At 59.9% G+C, this 18,990-nt stretch carries 19 protein-coding genes; 13 read left to right on the top strand and 6 right to left on the bottom strand.

Translation table 11 applies throughout. From position 1 onward, the window contains the following. The first annotated feature begins 81 nt into the window (after positions 1-81). A complete protein-coding gene (locus AC07V0_RS20845; protein ID WP_192379348.1) occupies positions 82-1,893 on the top strand; it encodes an ABC transporter ATP-binding protein in 1,812 nt (603 codons plus the stop codon). A gap of 21 nt (positions 1,894-1,914) precedes the next feature. On the opposite strand, the gene AC07V0_RS20840 is transcribed toward AC07V0_RS20845, so the two are convergent. Further along, a complete protein-coding gene (locus AC07V0_RS20840; RefSeq protein ID WP_495019852.1) occupies positions 1,915-3,132 on the bottom strand; it encodes a YbfB/YjiJ family MFS transporter in 1,218 nt (405 codons plus the stop codon). Positions 3,133-3,246: 114 nt separating this feature from the next. Between AC07V0_RS20840 and AC07V0_RS20835 the strand changes: the two genes are divergently transcribed. Beyond that, the gene (locus tag AC07V0_RS20835) at positions 3,247-4,122 is read left to right on the top strand and encodes a LysR family transcriptional regulator (RefSeq protein ID WP_495019851.1); all 876 of its coding nucleotides are present in this window, start codon (positions 3,247-3,249) and stop codon (positions 4,120-4,122) included. Between the two features lie 30 nt (positions 4,123-4,152). Here AC07V0_RS20835 and AC07V0_RS20830 read toward each other — a convergent pair whose 3' ends face one another. Further along, positions 4,153-4,668, bottom strand: coding sequence for a methylated-DNA--[protein]-cysteine S-methyltransferase (locus tag AC07V0_RS20830; RefSeq protein WP_495019850.1), 516 nt, complete (start codon positions 4,666-4,668; stop codon positions 4,153-4,155). A gap of 152 nt (positions 4,669-4,820) precedes the next feature. On the opposite strand from AC07V0_RS20830, the gene ggt reads away from it, so the two are divergent. Both ggt and AC07V0_RS20820 read left to right on the top strand, forming a co-directional pair. Further along, positions 4,821-6,548, top strand: coding sequence for a gamma-glutamyltransferase (gene ggt, locus AC07V0_RS20825; RefSeq protein ID WP_495019849.1), 1,728 nt, complete (start codon positions 4,821-4,823; stop codon positions 6,546-6,548). Between the two features lie 150 nt (positions 6,549-6,698). Beyond that, entirely contained in the window at positions 6,699-7,232 is a 534-nt protein-coding gene (locus tag AC07V0_RS20820) for a cysteine hydrolase family protein (RefSeq protein ID WP_111453712.1), read from the top strand. Between the two features lie 77 nt (positions 7,233-7,309). Here AC07V0_RS20820 and AC07V0_RS20815 read toward each other — a convergent pair whose 3' ends face one another. After that, the gene (locus AC07V0_RS20815; RefSeq protein ID WP_019582000.1) at positions 7,310-7,600 is read right to left on the bottom strand and encodes a DUF3630 family protein; all 291 of its coding nucleotides are present in this window, start codon (positions 7,598-7,600) and stop codon (positions 7,310-7,312) included. Between the two features lie 135 nt (positions 7,601-7,735). On the opposite strand from AC07V0_RS20815, the gene AC07V0_RS20810 reads away from it, so the two are divergent. From AC07V0_RS20810 to AC07V0_RS20790, 5 genes are all read left to right on the top strand, one after another. Continuing rightward, positions 7,736-8,758, top strand: coding sequence for a helix-turn-helix transcriptional regulator (locus tag AC07V0_RS20810; RefSeq protein ID WP_495019865.1), 1,023 nt, complete (start codon positions 7,736-7,738; stop codon positions 8,756-8,758). Positions 8,759-8,898: 140 nt separating this feature from the next. Next, on the top strand, positions 8,899-10,764 hold the full coding sequence (locus AC07V0_RS20805; protein WP_495019848.1) for an amidohydrolase: 1,866 nt from the start codon (positions 8,899-8,901) through the stop codon (positions 10,762-10,764). A 75-nt stretch (positions 10,765-10,839) separates the two neighbouring features. Beyond that, entirely contained in the window at positions 10,840-12,252 is a 1,413-nt protein-coding gene (locus AC07V0_RS20800; RefSeq protein ID WP_086945331.1) for a purine-cytosine permease family protein, read from the top strand. 168 nt (positions 12,253-12,420) lie between these two features. Next, positions 12,421-13,074: a peroxiredoxin gene (locus tag AC07V0_RS20795; protein ID WP_018928249.1), complete on the top strand. Its 654-nt coding sequence runs from the start codon at positions 12,421-12,423 to the stop codon at positions 13,072-13,074. A 24-nt stretch (positions 13,075-13,098) separates the two neighbouring features. Beyond that, positions 13,099-13,551, top strand: coding sequence for a GNAT family N-acetyltransferase (locus AC07V0_RS20790; protein WP_495019847.1), 453 nt, complete (start codon positions 13,099-13,101; stop codon positions 13,549-13,551). Positions 13,552-13,608: 57 nt separating this feature from the next. On the opposite strand, the gene AC07V0_RS20785 is transcribed toward AC07V0_RS20790, so the two are convergent. Continuing rightward, positions 13,609-14,469, bottom strand: a complete 861-nt coding sequence (locus AC07V0_RS20785) for a CAP domain-containing protein (protein WP_495019846.1) — start codon at positions 14,467-14,469, stop codon at positions 13,609-13,611. Between the two features lie 248 nt (positions 14,470-14,717). Here AC07V0_RS20785 and AC07V0_RS20780 point away from each other — a divergent pair, with 248 nt between their 5' ends. The 3 genes from AC07V0_RS20780 to AC07V0_RS20770 all read left to right on the top strand — a co-directional run bounded on the left by AC07V0_RS20780 (position 14,718) and on the right by AC07V0_RS20770 (position 16,993). Next, positions 14,718-15,530: an AraC family transcriptional regulator gene (locus tag AC07V0_RS20780; RefSeq protein WP_018928246.1), complete on the top strand. Its 813-nt coding sequence runs from the start codon at positions 14,718-14,720 to the stop codon at positions 15,528-15,530. Positions 15,531-15,626: 96 nt separating this feature from the next. Then, on the top strand, positions 15,627-16,001 hold the full coding sequence (locus AC07V0_RS20775; RefSeq protein ID WP_064616884.1) for a cupin domain-containing protein: 375 nt from the start codon (positions 15,627-15,629) through the stop codon (positions 15,999-16,001). A gap of 170 nt (positions 16,002-16,171) precedes the next feature. Then, positions 16,172-16,993: a MinD/ParA family ATP-binding protein gene (locus AC07V0_RS20770; protein ID WP_457327006.1), complete on the top strand. Its 822-nt coding sequence runs from the start codon at positions 16,172-16,174 to the stop codon at positions 16,991-16,993. Between the two features lie 48 nt (positions 16,994-17,041). Here the strand turns inward: AC07V0_RS20770 and AC07V0_RS20765 are convergent, their stop codons facing one another. Both AC07V0_RS20765 and AC07V0_RS20760 read right to left on the bottom strand, forming a co-directional pair. Then, positions 17,042-17,527: an adenosine-specific kinase gene (locus AC07V0_RS20765; protein ID WP_477745986.1), complete on the bottom strand. Its 486-nt coding sequence runs from the start codon at positions 17,525-17,527 to the stop codon at positions 17,042-17,044. A 330-nt stretch (positions 17,528-17,857) separates the two neighbouring features. Continuing rightward, entirely contained in the window at positions 17,858-18,421 is a 564-nt protein-coding gene (locus AC07V0_RS20760) for a histidine phosphatase family protein (protein ID WP_086945333.1), read from the bottom strand. A gap of 164 nt (positions 18,422-18,585) precedes the next feature. Between AC07V0_RS20760 and AC07V0_RS20755 the strand changes: the two genes are divergently transcribed. Further along, positions 18,586-18,987, top strand: coding sequence for a DUF1801 domain-containing protein (locus AC07V0_RS20755; protein WP_495019845.1), 402 nt, complete (start codon positions 18,586-18,588; stop codon positions 18,985-18,987). Positions 18,988-18,990 lie beyond the last annotated feature (3 nt).

Raw genomic sequence — 18,990 nt, 5'->3', positions numbered from 1 at the left:
CCACGTAAAGCGGGCGTCGCTCATTCCACATACCATATGACCTGCAGCGCCCCTTTACATCCGCCACCGAGTCCATCGCCCATGCCTGTCATTACCCGTTTCGCCTCTTTGCTCGACCAGGCGAGGCGTGCCTTGTTGCTGGTCTGGGGTACGTCCCGCGGGCTGTTTCTGGGGTTGGTGCTGGCGACGCTGATCGCTGGTGTGCTGCCAGCACTGGCAGCCTGGTTGGGGCAGCGGATTGTCGACGCGGTAGTTACCGCGATGCAGTTGCACGCGCAACAGGGCAGCGCACCGTTGTGGCCGGTCGTGCGTTATGTGCTGTTTGAAGCGGGCGTGCTTGCGTTGCTGTCCGGGACGCAGCGTGCGCTGTCGGTGCAGCAGTCGCTGTTGCGGGTGCAGTTGGGGCAGAAGGTCAACACGATGATTCTGGAGAAGGCCCAGACGTTATCGTTGGTGCAGTTCGAGAACTCCGAGTTCTACGACAAGCTGGTTCGGGTGCGGCGCGAGGCATCGACCCGGCCATTGGCGCTGGTGATGAAGTCGCTGGGGCTGATCCAGAACCTGATCGTGTTGATCAGCTTTGGCGTGTTGCTGGTGCATTTTTCGCCCTGGGCGCTGGTACTGCTGGTGGTCGGGGCGTTGCCGGTGTTCTTTGCCGAAGCGCACTTTTCCGGGGATGCCTTTCGGCTATTCACGCGCCGGGCGCCGGAGAGTCGGCAGCAAAACTACATCGAGACACTGCTCTCCCATGAGGGCTACATCAAAGAGGTGAAGCTGTTCGGCTTCGCGCCGCTGTTGTTGCAGCGTTATCGGGACACGTTTGCTCGTCTCTACGCCGAAGACCGGCGCCTGACGTTGCGTCGCGATGGCTGGGGATTTGTGCTGGGACTGCTGGGCACCGCGGCGTTTTATCTGGCCTATGCATGGGTCGTGGTCGATACCGTTCACGGCAGCATCAGCCTCGGGCAAATGACCATGTACCTGGTGCTGTTCAAGCAGGGGCAGACGGCGGTGAGCAGCAGCTTGAGCGCGATCAGCGGTCTCTATGAGGATGGTCTTTACCTGTCGAGCCTCTATGAGTATCTGGCCGAACCGGTGGTGGCCGATGCCGGAAGCCTTACAGTGGGTGCGGTGCCCGGCGATGGGTTGCGTTTCGAGAGTGTCGGTTTCCGTTATCCGGGGGCGAGCCGCGCTGCTTTGCAGGGCATCGATCTGCATCTGTTGCCCGGACACAGTGTCGCGCTGGTGGGGGAAAACGGCTCGGGTAAAACCACGCTGATCAAGTTGCTGACGCGGTTGTATCGCCCTGATCAGGGCCGCATTCTGTTGGATGGCAGTGATTTGCAGGCCTGGGAAGAAGAGGCGCTGAGACGGCGCATCGGCGTGATTTTCCAGGACTACATTCGCTACCAGTTCTCCGTCGGCGAGAACATTGGTGTGGGCGACACCCTGGCGTTCAACGATGAAACCCGTTGGCAGCAAGCGGCCGCCGAGGGTATGGCTGCGCCCTTCATCGAGCGTCTGGATCGTGGTTATGCCACGCAGTTGGGGCGGTGGTTTGCCGGTGGGCAGGAACTGTCCGGTGGGCAATGGCAGAAGATCGCCTTGTCTCGCGCCTACATGCGCCGCGACGCCGATATCCTGATCCTGGACGAACCGACCTCGGCCCTGGATCCGGCGGCGGAAGCGGCGGTGTTCGAGCATTTCAGCCAACATACCGAAGGGCGCATGACGTTGCTGATTTCTCACCGCTTCTCCAGCGTGCGCAATGCCGACCACATCATCGTGCTGGACCAGGGGTCGATCCTTGAGCGAGGCGATCACGACAGCCTGGTCGCGGCGGGTGGGCGCTATGCGCAGTTGTTCAACGTGCAGGCGCGTGGTTATCGATAGCCGCAAACTTGGGTTGCGCGATCATGAACAACCCACCGGCATCATCCGGTCGCGCAGGTTCAGCAAGCGCAAAGCCTGTTCCAGCAAGAGCGCGACGACGATGGCCCCGGCCGCGATGACGAACAGTAACCCGTGATGACCGCCGCTGGCGTTGAACAGCGCCGAGTAGGCAAACCCGGCGATGGCCTGAAAGGTTGCGAATGAAACCGTGGCGCGGCTCCAGGCCACTTGCTGGTGATGGTGTTGTGGCACCAGCTCATGCACTCGGGCCAGCGCCAGCGGCACGATGCCCGGTGGGAACGAACCGAGGATGACTGCCAGCAGGGCCAGGGCGGTGAACGAACTCGATATAGCCAGCAGGCCGACGGCAATCGCCTGTACCACCAGTACCAGGCGGATGCTCAGCTTCGCCCCCAGTTGATCGGCCAGAAAGCCATAACTCACCGGCCCGACTATCGCGCCGAGGCCGTACATCACCCAAATCAGTGCACCGACATGGGGCCCGGCACCGAGGCCGCGTGCCACGTAATCCACCAGAAACACCATGGCTGGCACCAGCCCGGCAGCCATGAACGCGTACTGTGCAAACAGCAGATAAAGGTTGGGATCAAACGGCGATTTGGTGTGCTGAGCGTGTGGTGCAGCCGTTTCATTGGCAACGGATGACGGCCAGCCAAACCAGCTGGCGGCGGTCAGAATCAAGGCCAAGGCGCCGAGCCCAAGCCAAGTGTTCTGTAAGCCAAGGCTCAGCAGCGGCGGAACGAGGGTGCCTGAGCCGGCAATGCCCAAGCCGATGCCCAGGAAAATCGCACCGCTGGCCAGGCCTCGGCGCGAGGCGGGCACATGGGGCAATACGGTCGCCGCCACCAGCACCATGATCGCGCCACCGGCAATCCCCGACAGCAATCGCCAACCGAAGAACCAGCTCACCGATAACGGAAAGGCACAGGCAAAAAACGCCAGTGTCACCGCCAGCATCATCAGCCGCAAAGCGGTTTTGTTGGATGTGCGACGGGCCAGCGGATGGCCGATCAGTGCGCCGATCAAGTAGCCCACCAGATTGGCGGCGCCGAGGTACACCACGTCGCTGGCGGAAAACCACTGGGCCTGAATCAACGACGGTATCAACGGCGTGTAGGCAAAACGCGCCAGACCAATACTGACCAGGCTGGCGCAGAGGCCGGCGAAGATCGGCAGCCAGATCGCGCTGCGCCCAGTGTCGAGGGAGGTGCTGTGCATGGGAGCGGTCCTGTGAATTTGTGCTTGGCCTCAAGCATATCGAGGAACGCTGATGCAATATTGCTGCGATTTCGCGCTACGATGATGCGTATATGCATCGCTACAGGAAACGCCATGAATTGGGATGATGCGCGAGTGTTTTTGGCGGTTTGTCGCGAATCGACATTACGCGGTGCAGCGCGGGTGCTGAAGGTCGATCAGGCAACCGTCGGCCGGCGAATCGCCGCGCTGGAAAAATCGTTGAGCGCGACCCTGTTTCTGCGCACCTCCGAGGGCTATGCGCTGACAGCGGTCGGCGAAGCGGCGTTGCAATCCGTGGAAAAGATGGAGCTCTTGGCATTTGAGCTGGAGCGACAGATTCAGGGTCTCGACGAACGATTGATCGGCAATGTGCGCGTCAGCACTACCGATTCTCTGGCCATCGATTTTCTGATCCCGGCCATCGCTCGTTTGCATGCGGTGCACCCCGACGTGCGGGTGCAGTTAGACGCCTCCACGCAAATCCTCAGCCTGGCCAAGCGTGAAGCCGACATCGCCGTGCGCAACACCCGGCCGGACAACCCCGACCTGATCGCCCGGCGCATCGCGCGCTGGCCGGTGGGGCTGTTCGCCTCGCGAAGTTATGTCGAGGCCAACGGCATGCCGCAACCGGGCGCGGCCTTCGAGGGGCATGATCTGGTGGTGTATCAGCCGTACTTGCAGGGCAACAAGAACATGACCCTGGTCTCGGAACCCCTGAGCCGTGGGCGGATTGTCGCCAGCCTGAGTTCCAGCCTGCTGGTGCGTCGTTCGATTGCCGCAGGTCTCGGGGTGGGGGAGATCCCGGTGTACATGGGCGAGCGCGATGGGCTGGTCAGGCTCTGGCCGGAACGCACGCGCCCGCTGCCGTATGAAGTGTGGCTGGTGACCCATGCGGACCTGCGCCACACCGCGCGGGTGCGGGCGGTGATTGAGCAGATTGTCGAGGCGTTTGCACTGGAGAATGAATAAGTCAGGCTGCTCGTGTCGGTGCCCATTCAGTCAAAACAAATCACCCATCCTGCCGGCCCCCGACCATTCACACCCCTCCAGCGTCAGCAACCGCTCCTTCGCCTCGAGCCCCCCGGCAAACCCCGTCAATTTCCCCGACGCCCCAATCACCCGATGACACGGCGCGACAATCGATATCGGATTTTTGCCGTTGGCCGCGCCCACCGCCCGAACCGCGCTGGGATTGCCGATCTGCCGGGCTATCTCGCTGTAGCTGCGCGTCTTGCCAAACGGAATCGTCAGCAATGCCTGCCACACCTGCTTCTGAAAGTCCGTCCCGGCAAAGTCCAGTTCCAGCTCGAACTGATTACGCGTGCCGGCAAAGTATTCCCGCAACTGCTGTGCGGCGCGTATCAGGATCGGGTTGTCCGCCGCTTCACTCATCGGCCCCAGTCTTACCCGGTCGGGTTTGTCGTTTTCCCAGAGGATGGCCGCCAGACGCGCGCCTTTCGCGACCAGCTTCAACTCGCCGACCGGCGACGCCAGGGTGGTGAAGGTGTAGGTCATGCCGGCGGACTCCGCATACGTGTTGAACAGGGGCCCAGCATACTGCCTCGCGGGGGAGGCGCAATACGCAATAGCAGCCATACTTGCCAACTGCTTTTGAACCGTTCCCTCTGTTTTTCCACAGAGCCTAAAAACAAAAAAGAGACCGACCCATGAAGTTCGAACCTTTTGCCAAATCGCTTATGGCGACCACCTTGGCGCTGAGCTGCCTGACGGCTCACGGGGCCTCCGTTGCCCCGGTCGCGGCCGAAAATGGCATGGTCGTCACTGCCCAGCATCTGGCCAGCCACGTCGGCGTCGATGTCCTCAAGAATGGCGGCAATGCCGTCGATGCGGCGGTGGCGGTGGGTTATGCGCTGGCGGTGGTGTACCCCGCTGCAGGCAACCTGGGCGGCGGCGGTTTCATGACGATTCAATTGGCGGACGGGCGCAAGACCTTCCTCGACTTCCGTGAAAAAGCGCCCCTGGCCGCCACGGCCGACATGTACCTCGACAAACAGGGCAACGTCATCCCTGATCTCAGCACCCGCGGCCACTTGGCCGTCGGCGTGCCGGGCACTGTGTCTGGCATGGAGCTGGCGCTGAAGAAATACGGCACCAAACCCCGCAAGGAAGTGATCGCCCCAGCGATCAAACTTGCCGAAGACGGTTTTGTGCTAGAGCAGGGCGATGTCGATTTGCTGGAGTACGCCACAGACGTCTTCAAGAAAGACATGCGCGACTCGGGCTCGATCTTCCTGAGCAATGGCGAGCCGATGCAGGTCGGGCAGAAACTCGTGCAAAAAGACTTGAGCAAAACCCTGCGGGAAATTTCCGAGAAGGGCGCCGACGGTTTCTATAAAGGCTGGGTGGCCGACGCCATCGTCACCTCCAGCCAGGCCAACAAGGGCATCATCACCCAGGCCGACCTCGACAAATACCAGACCCGCGAACTGACACCCATCGAGTGCGACTACCGCGGCTACCACGTGGTCTCGGCGCCGCCGCCAAGCTCCGGCGGGGTAGTGATCTGCGAGATCATGAACATCCTCGACGGCTACCCGATGAAAGACCTCGGCTACCGCTCGGCGCAGGCCATGCACTACCAGATCGAAGCGATGCGCCACGCATATGTGGACCGCAACAGCTACCTCGGCGACCCGGACTTCGTGAAAAACCCGATCGCCCATTTGCTGGATAAAAACTACGCGACCAAAATCCGCGCCGCCATCGATCCGCAAAAGGCCGGCGTGTCCCGCGAGCTCAAACCTGGCGTAGCGCCCCACGAAGGCAGCAACACCACCCATTACTCGATCGTCGACAAATGGGGCAACGCGGTGTCGGTGACCTACACCCTCAACGACTGGTTCGGCGCCGGCGTGATGGCGAGCAAAACCGGGGTCATCCTCAACGATGAAATGGATGACTTCACCTCGAAAATCGGCGTGCCGAACATGTACGGCCTGGTGCAGGGCGAAGCCAATGCCATCGCCCCTGGCAAGGCGCCGCTGTCGTCCATGAGCCCGACCATCGTCACCAAGGATGGCAAAGTCGTCATGGTCGTCGGCACCCCCGGTGGCAGTCGCATCATCACCGCAACCCTGCTGACCATCCTCAATGTGATCGACTACGGCATGAACATCCAGGAAGCGGTGGATGCGCCGCGTTTCCATCAGCAATGGCTGCCGGAAGAAACCAACCTGGAGAACTTCGCCACCAGCCCGGACACCAAGAAGATGCTCGAAAGTTGGGGCCACAAGTTTGCCGGCCCGCAGGACCCCAACCATATTGCAGCTATTCTGGTAGGTGCGCCTTCGCTGGAAGGCAAACCCGTGGGCAAGAACCGCTTCTATGGGGCGAACGACCCACGGCGCAATACCGGGCTGTCGCTCGGTTACTGAAACAGGCGATCATCGGCCACCCCGACTCCCTGGGTGGCCTCGATCCCCGACCCTTGAACGTATCCTCGCAAAACTTAGCCTCGCAAGTTGCTACAGGCTAGAAGGGAGTTGAAATCCATCGTTCCAGCGACCTGTCTAAGGAAGGAAGCCATGAGCACCGCACTCCTGATCATCGATGTCCAACGCGCGCTGTGCACCGGCGAGTATGAATGCTTCGACATCCAGCGCGTCATCGACACCATCAACGGCCTCAGCACCAAAGCCCGAGTCGCCAATATTCCGGTCATCCTGATCCAGCACGAAGAAGAGGGCGACCTGCTGCAATACGGCGCCGAAGGCTGGCAACTGGCCGACGGCCTGAAGACGTCACCCCACGACCTGCGCGTGCGCAAAACCACCCCGGATTCGTTCTACCAGACCCACCTGCATGAACATCTACAAGAGCTGGACGTCGAACGCCTGATTATCTGCGGCCTGCAAACCGACTACTGCGTCAACGCGACGGTCCGTGAGGCATTATCGCGAGGCTACGACGTGGTGCTGGCGTCCGATGCTCATTCCACAATCGACAATGGCACGATGAGCGCCGAAGACATCATCACCGAACACAACAAGGATCTGGCGCACCTGACCGGTTCCGTGGCGCGGATCGATGTCGTGCCGGCCAGCGAAATCAATATCTGAAAGCATCGGTGGTTCCTGGATGTATTTCCCTCTCGCTTCAAATGAAACGGGCGCCGATCATGGCGCCCGTTTTTTGTTCAATCCGTCTGTAGCCGCCGCACCACTGCCTGAAAACGCTCCGACGCAATCCAGTCCGGATCCGCATCCTCCACCAGCAGCATGATCCCCAGGTAGTGTTCCAGATGCAGCGTAATCGTCTGCCCCTCGACGGCCAGGTCCCAATAACGCTGGTCCAACCCATTGATCTGTGCCGTCCAGGTCCCGCCCAGCCCTCGTGCCAACTCACTGGCGATGCGATTGAACAAATCCCGGTCGGATGTCTGCGAGAGATAAATTTCCCGTGGTGGCGGGGGCGACGGATCAGTCATGTTTTGCTCCTTGAGAATGAACGTGACTTTACGCTTCCTGCGAGATTTGTGGCGAGCGAGCTGGGAGCTGGACGCCATTACCGCGCCTATGGCATGGTCAAAATGACAGGCCATTCAGCGAGTGAGATCAGTACGATGGAGGAGGGTGATGAGGTCGGCGCCAAGACGCCGATGGCAACACTGAGAGCATTCAATCATTGCGTGTTGCACCTTGGTCGCCTTGCTCGGGATCGCGGTGCATCCGGGTTCATCGCCGAAGGCCTGCAGGCATTCCGTGAACTGCTGCCCTTCGCTTCCGCCTGGTGGGGTGAGATGTCCGCGTCGGACGTTGATGCTCCGCCCAGAAGCTGGATGCACGGGCGAATCAATCTGCCCGAATCGTTTGCCGCCGAATGGCACAAGAGTGCGGGCAGCGACAGATTTTCCCATGACACCCTGAGCCGACCCGGTGAGGTCGTGCGTGACAGCGGGTTCACCGACCCCGATGTAGAAGTGGACGCGTTCGCTCGGCGCCACGCCCTCTACCACCTGATGTGCATCACTTTCGAGTTACCCGAAAGCGGCTTGATGTTCTTCGTCTGTCTCTACCGAGGCATTGAAGCTCCGGCGTTCAACGACAGTGAGGCGGAGCTGTTTTCGGCCTTCTGCGACCATCTGTTGCAGCTCTGGCGATTTCAGGTGCAGGACATGATTCGCTTCGACACGGGCAACGGGGCGTCTGACTTTGGCGTCGCGCGCATGGACGGCAGCCTGCTGTACGTGGGGGCCACACTGTGCGCAGCGATTGAGCGTGAGTTGCCAGGGTGGGGCGGTTCAATGCTTCCCGCGCAGGTGATCGCGCAACTGCCAAAGGCACCCTGTGTCATGCGACTGGGCCGCTGCGTACTGACACTGAGCCCTAACGCCGAGCACGTCATCCTGTCACTCGAAGCGCAGTCGCGGGGGGCGGTGCTTGCGCCTCGCGAGCGGACGGCAGCGATGCTGTTTGCGGCCGGTCATTCCTACAAGGAAATTGCCAAAATCCTTGCCTTGAGTCCCGCGACGGTGCGCACCTACCTGCGCAACTGCTACCTGCAGCTCGGCGTGAAGAGCAAGGTGGAGCTGGGTTCCGTGCTGCGTTCGCCGACCTCGTTTGCGGATGCAGCGCGTCGCGATTAGGTGCGGTCAAGTTGCCTCACCCCCCTCATTTGCAGAGGTCCATCCAACCGCTGCGCTCTATATCGTGTGCCCTGCATATCAGGGGCTTGCGGCAGTTCGTTCGGGCCACTTCCAGAACTATAAAAACAGAGGTGAGGCAGTTGAAACTTTCCCGGTTGTTTATGGCCGTTGCAACGACAACGGCATTTTCTTGCATGGCGCTGGTGGGGTGTCAGACACACGGTTCGACACCGGCTGACATGGTGATGCGCAACGGCTATGTCTACACCGTCGATGGCAAGAACTCCGTGCAGCAGGCGATTGCCGTCACGGGTGGGAAGATCGTTTACGTGGGCAGCGATGAAGGGGTTGCCGCGTACATCGGCACGCAGACACAGATGATCGATCTAGCGGGACGCATGTTGATGCCCGGCTTCGTCGATGCACACATGCACCCGGGGGACGGCGGTCGCGCCATGACCTTGTGCGACCCGAAATACCAGACGATGACCCGTAAGGTTTTCCAGCAAACCATTCAGGCATGTCTGGATGCCGACAAGGACAAAGGCCCGGATGTCTGGCTTGAAGTGGGCAGCTGGGACCGCATGGGCATGACCGGGCTTGACGGCGATCCCGACAAATCAACGCTGGACGCGCTCAAGACCACTCGCCCGATCCAGGTCCGTTCCACCGATTTCCACACCGTGCTGACAAACTCCCGCGGCCTGGCGGTCGCAGGCATCAACAGGCACACGGCCAATCCGGGGGATGGCAAGTACGTGCGTGACAGCGCCGGCAACCCGACCGGGATCTGCGAAGACGGTGCCGCCGATGCCATGGCCGCCGTGGTGCCGCCAGCCACCGACGCCGAGAAGCTCAACCAGACCCGCGCAGCGCTCGATGCCATGCGCCGGCAAGGCATTACCAGTTTCTTCGATGCCTTGTCGGGGCCGGAAAATGGCAAAGCGTTAACCACCTTGCAGCAGTCGGGCGAGTTGACCGCACGGGCCTTGCTGGCAATCAAACTCGACCCTGCCGCCGCCGCGGCAGACCCGGCGAAAACCATTGCCGAGGCCAAGGCATTGGCCAACACCTACGATCAGGGCGAAGCCAAAGTCGCGCCGGGGGTGAGCATGCGCCACGTCAAATTGTTCATGGACGGCATCATCAACGCGCCAGCGGATACCGGGGCGATGTTGACCCCGTACCTGCGCAATACCGGCACCGATGCCGCGCCCAAGTGGACATCAGGCAACAACGTCGGCGAGCTGTATTTCCCTGCGCAAGTACTCAATCCGCTGCTGCTGAAGGCGGTCCAGGCCGGCCTCGATCCGCACCTTCACGCCACCGGAGACCGAGCAGTGCGTGACTCGTTGAACGGTATCGAATACGTGCGCCGGCAACTGCCGGGCAATGGCTTTCGTCCGACCATTACACACGCCGAGTCGGTGGACCCCGCCGACTATGGGCGCTTCAAGGCGCTCGACGTGACTGCCAACATGTCCTTCCAGTGGGCCCAGCAGGCGCCGTCCACGGTCGACGGCACCAGCGAACATCTGGGAGCCGATCGCTTCGCCCGCATGGAGCCATCGGGCAGTATCAGCCGTGCCGGTGGCCGGGTGGCGTATGGCAGCGACTGGCCCGTCGACCCGCTCGACGAATTCCTCGCACTGAAGATCGGGGTCACCCGCTCAGGCGATCCGCTTAACCCGCACAGCTATGGTCCCAAATATGCAGGCAGGTTGAATGCTGCCCCGGCGTTGTCGCGCGCTGATGTGTTGAAAAGCATCACGATGAACGCTGCCGAGCAGTTGCGACTAGACTCGGTCGTTGGCTCGATAGAAGTGGGCAAGTTCGCTGACGTGATCGTTCTGGACAAGAACTTCATGCAGGTGCCCGATGATGAACTGGCCCGCAATGACGTGCTGCTGACGGTGGTCGGCGGCAAGGTCGTATGGGCCAAGGCGCCGTTCGTTGGTCTTGAACAACGGGCGGCTGAAGTAGCGGTTACTGAACAACAAAAATAAAACCACGCTCCTGCATGTTCGATTTGCCTTTAACTCACTGGCATTAGCGTCTACCCCATAAGAAGAGAACACAAAATGACCAAGGTCAGCGATACCCAGCAGCGAAGTCCCCTGATCGAGACACGCTCGATCGATTACATCCCGGAAGCCGAGCGTCATGGCAGCCTCTACAGCCAGTTCACCCTGTGGCTCGGCGCCAATCTGCAGATCACGGCGATTGTGACCGGCGCGCTGGCCGTGGTGCTGGGTGGCGATGTGTTCTGGTCACTCATTGGTTTGCTGGTCGGCCAGTTGCTCGGCGGCGCGGTGGTGGCGCTGCACGCTGCACAAGGACCCAAGCTCGGGCTGCCGCAGATGATCTCCAGTCGCGTGCAGTTCGGGGTCTATGGGGCGGCGATTCCGATTGTGCTGGTGTGTCTGATGTACCTCGGCTTCAGCGCCACCGGCGCGGTACTGTCGGGGCAGGCCATTGCTCAATTGGTCCATGTCAGTGACAGCGCCGGCATCCTGATTTTCGCCTCCTGCATCGCGTTTCTGACCCTCTTCGGTTATCGGGTCATCCACCTGGTGGGCAGGGTGGCGAGCGTGCTGGGCATCATCGCCTTCGTCTATCTGTTTACCCGGTTGATGACGCTCAACGATATCGGTCTGTTGCTGGAAAACCGCCATTTCGGCTGGAGTACTTTCCTGCTGGCAGTGTCTCTTTCCGCATCCTGGCAGATCGCGTTCGGCCCTTATGTGGCCGACTACTCACGCTACCTGCCGAGCAAGACCTCGTCCTGGAAGACGTTCACCGCCGTCGGCCTGGGGACGGTGGTGGGGGCCCAGGCTTCCATGGTGCTGGGAGTGTTCGCCGCTGCGTTGGCGGGCGCAAATTTTCGTGGACATGAGGTCGCCACCATCGTCGGGTTGGGCAGTACCGGGGTGATGGCCTCCCTGCTGTACTTGAGCGTGGTGTTCGGCAAGGTCACGGTGTCGACCCTCAACGCTTATGGCAGCTTCATGTGCGTGGCCACCATCATCAGTGGCTTTCGTCGTGGCTTCGAAATATCCGCCGGTAAACGCATGCTGTTTGTGCTGGTGATTGTCGGCGCGTCCACCACGCTGGCGCTGCTGGGGCAGTACTCGTTCCTGAGCACGTTCAAGTACTTCATCCTCTTTCTGCTGACGTTCTTCACGCCGTGGAGCGCGATCAACCTGGTGGATTACTACTTCATCAACAAGGAGCGCTATGACATTCCGGCGTTGTCCGACCCGGCGGGGCGTTATGGCCGTTGGAATGTGTTGGGGATCAGCGTGTATGTGCTCGGTGTGTTGGTCCAGCTGCCTTTTGTCGACACTCACTTCTACTCCGGACCAATGGTCGCGCAGCTCGGTGGTGTCGATATTTCCTGGATCGTCGGGCTGGTGGTGCCGGGCATGCTCTATTACTGGCTGGCCAGGACATCTGCGCTTGCGGTGTCGGTCGAGCGCAGTTCGCAGGCTTGAATGCCCGGTCATCAAAGGGGGCAGGGCGGGCACGGGGCTAACTACCGGGTCCTCGAGCGTCTCCTATACTGATCCGCGTTGACGGTTCAACACAGACACCGAATGCCGCCGGAACAGCAGCCAGCGCTCCGGCGACTTCCCTACGACTCAACAGTAAGGAGAACGAACATGGCAATCCGTATTGGCGACGAAGCACCGGACTTTACCGCTGAAAGCACCGAAGGCCCGCTGCATTTCCATGAGTGGATCGGTGACAAGTGGGCGATTCTGTTCTCGCACCCCAAAGACTTTACTCCGGTGTGCACCACTGAGCTTGGCTACATGGCAGGGCTAAAACCGGAGTTCGATAAGCGCAACACCAAAATCGTCGGGCTCAGTGTCGACCCTGTCAGTAATCATAAGACCTGGGCCAAAGACATCGAAGAGACCCAGGGGCATGCGGTCAACTATCCCATGATCGGCGACGAGAACCTGGTGGTGGCGAAGCTCTACGACATGATTCATCCGAATGCCAGTGGCGGCGCACGGACTGCCGTGGACAATGCCACGGTGCGTTCGGTGTTCATTATCGGCCCGGACAAAAAGGTCAAGGCGATGCTGATCTACCCGATGAGTGCCGGGCGCAACTTCGATGAAGTTCTGCGTCTGCTCGATTCTCTGCAACTGAACGCCAAGCACACCGTTGCCACGCCGGTGAACTGGCGTCCGGGCGAGGACGTCATCATTCCCACTTCGGTCTCCGATGAGGACGCCAGGAAGAAATACCCGGATGGCTTCAAGACGCTGAAACCTTATTTGCGCACCGTGGCGCAACCGAAGTAACTCATCTGTTCGGAGACCACCCACATGGCCGTCCAGGTCCTGCGCGTTGATGCAACCCACATCGATAAAGTCGCCAGCCTCTTCGACGCCTATCGAGGCTTTTACGGCCAGCCCTCGAACCTGATGCAGTCTCGCGCTTTCATCGCAGAGCGCATCGCCAGGGACGAATCGGTGATTTTCTTCGCCGAGGACTCCACGGGCGAAGCGCTCGGCTTTGTCCAGTTGCACCCGACGTTCTCCTCCATCGACGCCCACCGCACCTGGCTGCTCAACGACCTCTTTACCACACCTGCCGCCCGCGGCAGAGGGGTAGGGACGTTGCTGATGAACACCGCCCGAGCCTTTGCGCTGTTGACCGGCGCTAAGGGCATGGTGCTGGAAACGGCCACGGACAATCACCTCGCGCAACGGTTGTATGAATCATTGGGCTATGTGCGCGATACGGGTTACTACACCTACTGTCTCGACTTGAAGTAGGCGCAAACTTGTGACCCCAGCGCCAGCCATTTTCTATGGACGGTTCGAAACCCTCACTCAAGGCGCGCCAAACAGCATCGTCCAATAAACCCCTTTGTTGCTGCGCGAATCGCTGGCATACGCGGCGCCGACCTGGGTAAACATCGGGTTCATCAGGTTGGCGCAATGCCCGGGGCTGGCCAGCCAGCCGGACATCGCCTGGCTGGGCGAGCCTTGCCCGGCGGCGATGTTCTCGCCGATCTGCCGGCCGCGGTAACCGGCGGCTCTGGCGCGATCCGTCGGCATATCACCGTCGGGGTCCTGGTGGGCGAAGTAGTTGCCGTAGGCCATTGCCTTGCTGTGCCCTTGCGCGGCGGCGCCCAGGGCGGCGTTCCAGGTTAATGGCCGTGCGGCGGCGAAGCGTTGGCGCCCACACATGCGTGGCCTGGCTCTTGCCGCGTTGACCTGCGCCAGCAACGTCTTGCCCGCAGCGCGCGAATCGCCGATACGCCCATCGAGCACCGGTTGCGCCAGCACCACCCGCCATTCGCTGCGGGCACGAGTGACACCGATGTCGGCGTATTGGGTATCGAGCAGCGCCCCACAGTAGTCGCTCTGGAGCATGTCGAACGCCTCATCGGCATCTTGCGCGCCGACCAGGCGGATGGTCCGTACCGTTACAGCCTGATAGCCGTTAGCCTTCAACCCCTCCCGCAAACCACCGCCATAGCCGATCGGCAAGGACAAGTCCGATTTCAGCGCCAGTGGCCGTAACGGCCTGACCGCACGCCCCGCGCAGCGGTCGGGATCGGCGCGGTAATCGTTGATGACTTCCACCAGTTGCCGTTCCCCGCTGGCATGGGCGGGGCTGGCGAACAGCGGAAACAAAGGCATCAGGCACAGCGAAATAAAGCGGCAGCAGCGGACAGTCGGGCGCATGAACAGACAGCTCTGATGAGTTGACGACGATAAGGGTGGGATAAAGATGAGCAATAACCGCATGAGCGCTTCATTGGGCGAGCGTCTTTTACGGCACGGCTATGACTGCGGGTCTCAAAACTGGTTCACGAGGGGAACAGACAAATTTGACGGCTACGCTGAGAGGGCCGATTCAGACGGGTCACGAGTCTGGGACAGCAGACGCTCGCACTGGTAACGTACTGACATCATTCGAGTGGTACAGGGACATGACTAAGACCAAGGGCAACAAGGATTGGGTCAAGCGCTCGGCGCAGCCGTTGAAGATGGAGCGCATCGAAGCCTTTTTTGGCGGCCATGGCTTTACGCCGCATCGCCACGATACTTACGCCATCGGGCGAACGCTGTCGGGTGTACAAAGTTTCCAGTACCGCAAATCCCAGCGCCACAGCCTGCCCGGTAAAACCATCGTCTTGCACCCGGACGAGGTGCATGACGGTGAGGCCGGTACCGAAGCGGGTTTTCATTACCGGATGATCTACATCGAACCTGCCCTGATTCAGCAGGTGCTGGGCGGCAAGCCGTTGCCATTTATCGAGGGGGGCTTATCGAGCGACCCACGGCTGGGTGCCGCAACCCAGGTACTGCTGCAAAACCTCGACGCTTGCATCGAGCCCCTGGAAGAAGACGATGCCATTTACGATCTCGCGCAGGCGCTGGACACGCTCTCTGGCCAGCGTGGGCGGCGCAAGTCGTTTGATTTTGCAGCGGCCGAGCGCGCGCGTGCGCTGATTCATGACTCGCTGGATCGAGTCATTACCCTGGATGAGTTATCCCAGGCGAGTGGTCGAGACCGGTGGAGCCTGAGCCGTGATTTTCGGGCGCTGTACGGCACAAGCCCCTATAGGTACATGACCCAGCGCCGGCTCGACCTGGCAAGAGCATTGATGATTGGGGGCCACTCGATGGCAGAGGCGGCCGTATGCGCAGGTTTTTTCGACCAAAGCCACATGACGCGTCAATTCGTCCAGACCTACGGCGTCTCCCCCGGCCGGTGGCTGAAGAGGTTGGGCCTTGATTGAGCAGGGTCCCGGCCAACTTGCACAATCATGCAATACGCAGCGTTAGGTCATCCCTAGAGTCAGGGCTCGATATCTTGTCCAATGAGGGTGACTTAAATGAATTCCCAGGCCTGCACCGCGATTAACTTTGCCGAAAAATATGCCTTGTTCAGCGAGCAATGGGCGCCAAAGGTGATTGCCGAAATGAACGACTATCAGTTCAAGGTGGTGAAAATCGAAGGCGACTTTGTCTGGCATTCCCATGCCGATACCGATGAAGCCTTCATCGTCCTTGAAGGCGAGCTTCGCATCGATCTTCGGGAGCGGGCCGTCGTGGTTGGGCGGGGAGAAATGTACGTCGTCCCCAAGGGCGTCGAACACAAGCCTTATGCAGAACGCGAGGTGAAACTGTTGCTGATCGAGCCGCGAGGTGTGCTGAATACCGGTGATCAAGCCGGGGAAAGAACCGCAATGAATGATGTGTGGATCTAGACGTTTTGGTGGTTTTTGCCGGCCTTTTCGTTGAAACGATTCGATGGAGGCCGGCAAAATGCCTCTCGTCGGGAGATAAAGCAGCTATTGCGCGCTTTTCAGCTATTCTTGCGGCATCTGGAGGGTGCCATTACGTGCTGGCACACGATGCGCAGGGAAGGGAAAGACAAATGGATGATGTGCATTGCGTGCAAGTTATCGCTGTGACTGGCGGTAAAGGGGGCGTGGGCAAGACAACGGTAGCGGTTAACCTCTCGTTGGCGTTGGCAAAAATGGGGCGGCGCGTCGTATTGCTGGATGCCGATCTTGGTCTGGCGAATATCGATATTCTGCTGGGGCTGACTCCGCGCTACACACTGGCCGATGTTCTCGAAGGGCGTTGCGAGCTGTCCGAGGCACTCATGCCTGGGCCTGGAGGCATTCGTGTGGCCCCGGCTTCTTCTGGTTTGCAGAACATGACTCATCTGGAGCCTGCGCAATACCGCGCGCTGATCCAGGCCTTTAGCGATATCGGCGACAAACTGGATGTGCTGATCATCGATACGGCCGCCGGTATCGGTGGCTCAGTGATCAACTTCATCCGCGCGTCTCAGGAAGTGCTGGTGGTGGTGTGCGATGAACCCACCTCGATCAGCGGCGCCTACGGGCTGATCAAATTGCTCAACCTGAACTACGGTCTGCAGCGTTTTCGCGTGCTGGCCAACATGACGGGCAGTCCGGCGGAAGGCCGCAATCTGTTTGCCAAGCTGGAAAAGATTACCGAAATGTTCCTGGATGTCTCGCTGCAATACGTCGGCGCGGTGCCGAACGACGAAAGTGCGCACAAAGCCGTGCAGAAGGGACGCGCAGTGTTTGAAGCCTTTCCGCGTTCCAGGTGCGCTCAAGCTTTCCAGGCCCTTGCTCACAACGTCGACAGCTGGCCATTGCCGACTCATCCGAGAGGGCACGTGGAGTTCTTCGTTGAGCAACTCGTGCATAATTCCGGCAGGTGAGGCTGTCGACGGCGGCAGCCCGTCGTTAGCTCAGCCGCGAAACGTGTTTCACAGCTTGTAGCCAATCTGCCGCAACAAATTCTTGCGCCACAGGATGTCTTCGTCGCCTTCAATGCCATCGGCACAGAAGCCATCCACGACGCCCAGGATCGCGCGTCCCTGCTCCGTCTCGGCAAGAATCACTTCGGTTGGATTGGCTGTTGCACAAAAAATGCGGCACACCTCTGGCACCATTTTGACGGCGTTCAACACGCTCAGCGGATAGAAACCGTCGCCGAGGAAAATGATGAAGCTATGGCCGGCGGCGATGGCTTGCGCGTTTTTCTGCGCAAGCTCGATCATGGCGGTATTGGTGCCAGACCATCGCACCAGGCATTTGCCGGAGGCTTCACAAAAAGCCACGCCAAACTGGATACCTGGCACGGCGTTTATCAACGCTTCGTGGAGGTCTTCAACGGACTTGATGAAGTGCGTCTGACCAAAGATGAAATTCGTCGCTTCCGGTTTGTCGATTTTCAACGTGATGAGTTGCATCTCAAACGCCTCCTGTCACGATGTCGCGGACCGGCATCGGGCCTCTATTCAAGCCGGGACGATCTCCTGCTCCTCTGGCTGTGTCTCCGGGTGGATGCGAACATCACCCAGTCTCCTCAAGGGATGCCCAGTTTCCAGCTGAACTTCTCGAAATCCCGGGCACTGATTTCGCGCTCGATCTGCAACCGCACGATCATGCGACTCCATTTGGTCAGTAACTTGAGCCGGCTCCTGATTGCAGTCCTTTGCAGAGGAATACAGATGAATATTAGCTCCAATTTGACCACCAGCCAGGGCGCCAGGATTCAGTCTGTGGGCTGTCGTCGTACCTTAACGCGGTTTCATACGATAGGCCGTCGCGCTCCAGTACCGGTTACCATTGCTGGTATGGCGAATCCATCCGGTAGCCTCCAGGTGCTTGGCAATCATTCGATTCATTATTCCATGACCGAGCAGTAAAACAGGCCCTTCGTCGGCAAGGGATTGAAGCCGTTGAGCTGCCGTATTGGCGCGCATTCTGGCCTTACTGGCTGACTCGACCTTCCCCGAGAAACCGCACAACCATAAAACACGAAGAATAAATGCCCACGTAAACGGTGAAAGGCGCGGCAGTGTCCATCGTCCATGGGGGAGCTGTGCTTCGCAGAACATATCATCGACAAGGCTGGCTTGAAGGCCTAGCGCTCGAACCGACGTCAGCGCCCGGGGCGCACTGCTCGACACGATCATTCTGGCGGTACGCGCCAGCGCCACACTCGATTGCGGGGCGGGTTGGTCGATGATTTCTGACAGGTCGTATTGCTCGATCCAGCGTTTCATATCGCGCGCTGAAACTTTGTCTTGCACGGCCAGATCTGGCTGGCCATGACGCATCAAGATGATTTCCTTTTCCACTGTTGCTACGTCCTTGTTTTGCTATTCCGTGAGTGGTTGCACCCATCGGAGATTTGAAGGCAAACGCCCCGTTGTGGGTCAAACTGCAATGCCTGCGTTGTAGTTCTGTCAGCGATACTCCAGAGGCAGGCGAGCGACAATCATTATGAAGAGGGATAACCACCATGAGCAAGGAGACGGCCGGTTCAAAGGACACTGAGGGGCAAGGCTCTGCCTCTGCGCTGATCGAGGCGAAAATCAAGGCACTGGATGATTGGCGGGGCGAGACGCTCGCTCGGGTTCGAGCGCTCATCAAACAGGCCGACCCCGATGTGGTCGAGGAGTTGAAGTGGCGGGGCGTTCCGGTGTGGTCCCATGCCGGCATCATCTGCACCGGCGAGACGTACAAGAATGCCGTGAAGATGACGTTCGCCAAGGGCGCCTCGCTGGAAGACCCTTCAGGACTGTTCAACGCCAGCCTCGATGGCAACACCCGGCGTGCCATCGATATTCATGAGGGCGACCGGATTGATGAAACAGCCTTGAAGGCGCTGATCCGCGCCGCCGTGGCACTCAATCGGTCGTAGCGC

This window comes from Pseudomonas sp. GW821-FHT01E10 (assembly GCF_059422365.1).
The sequence above is the reverse complement of the archived record's forward strand: the minus strand, read 5'-3'. Positions and strand labels throughout refer to the sequence as shown.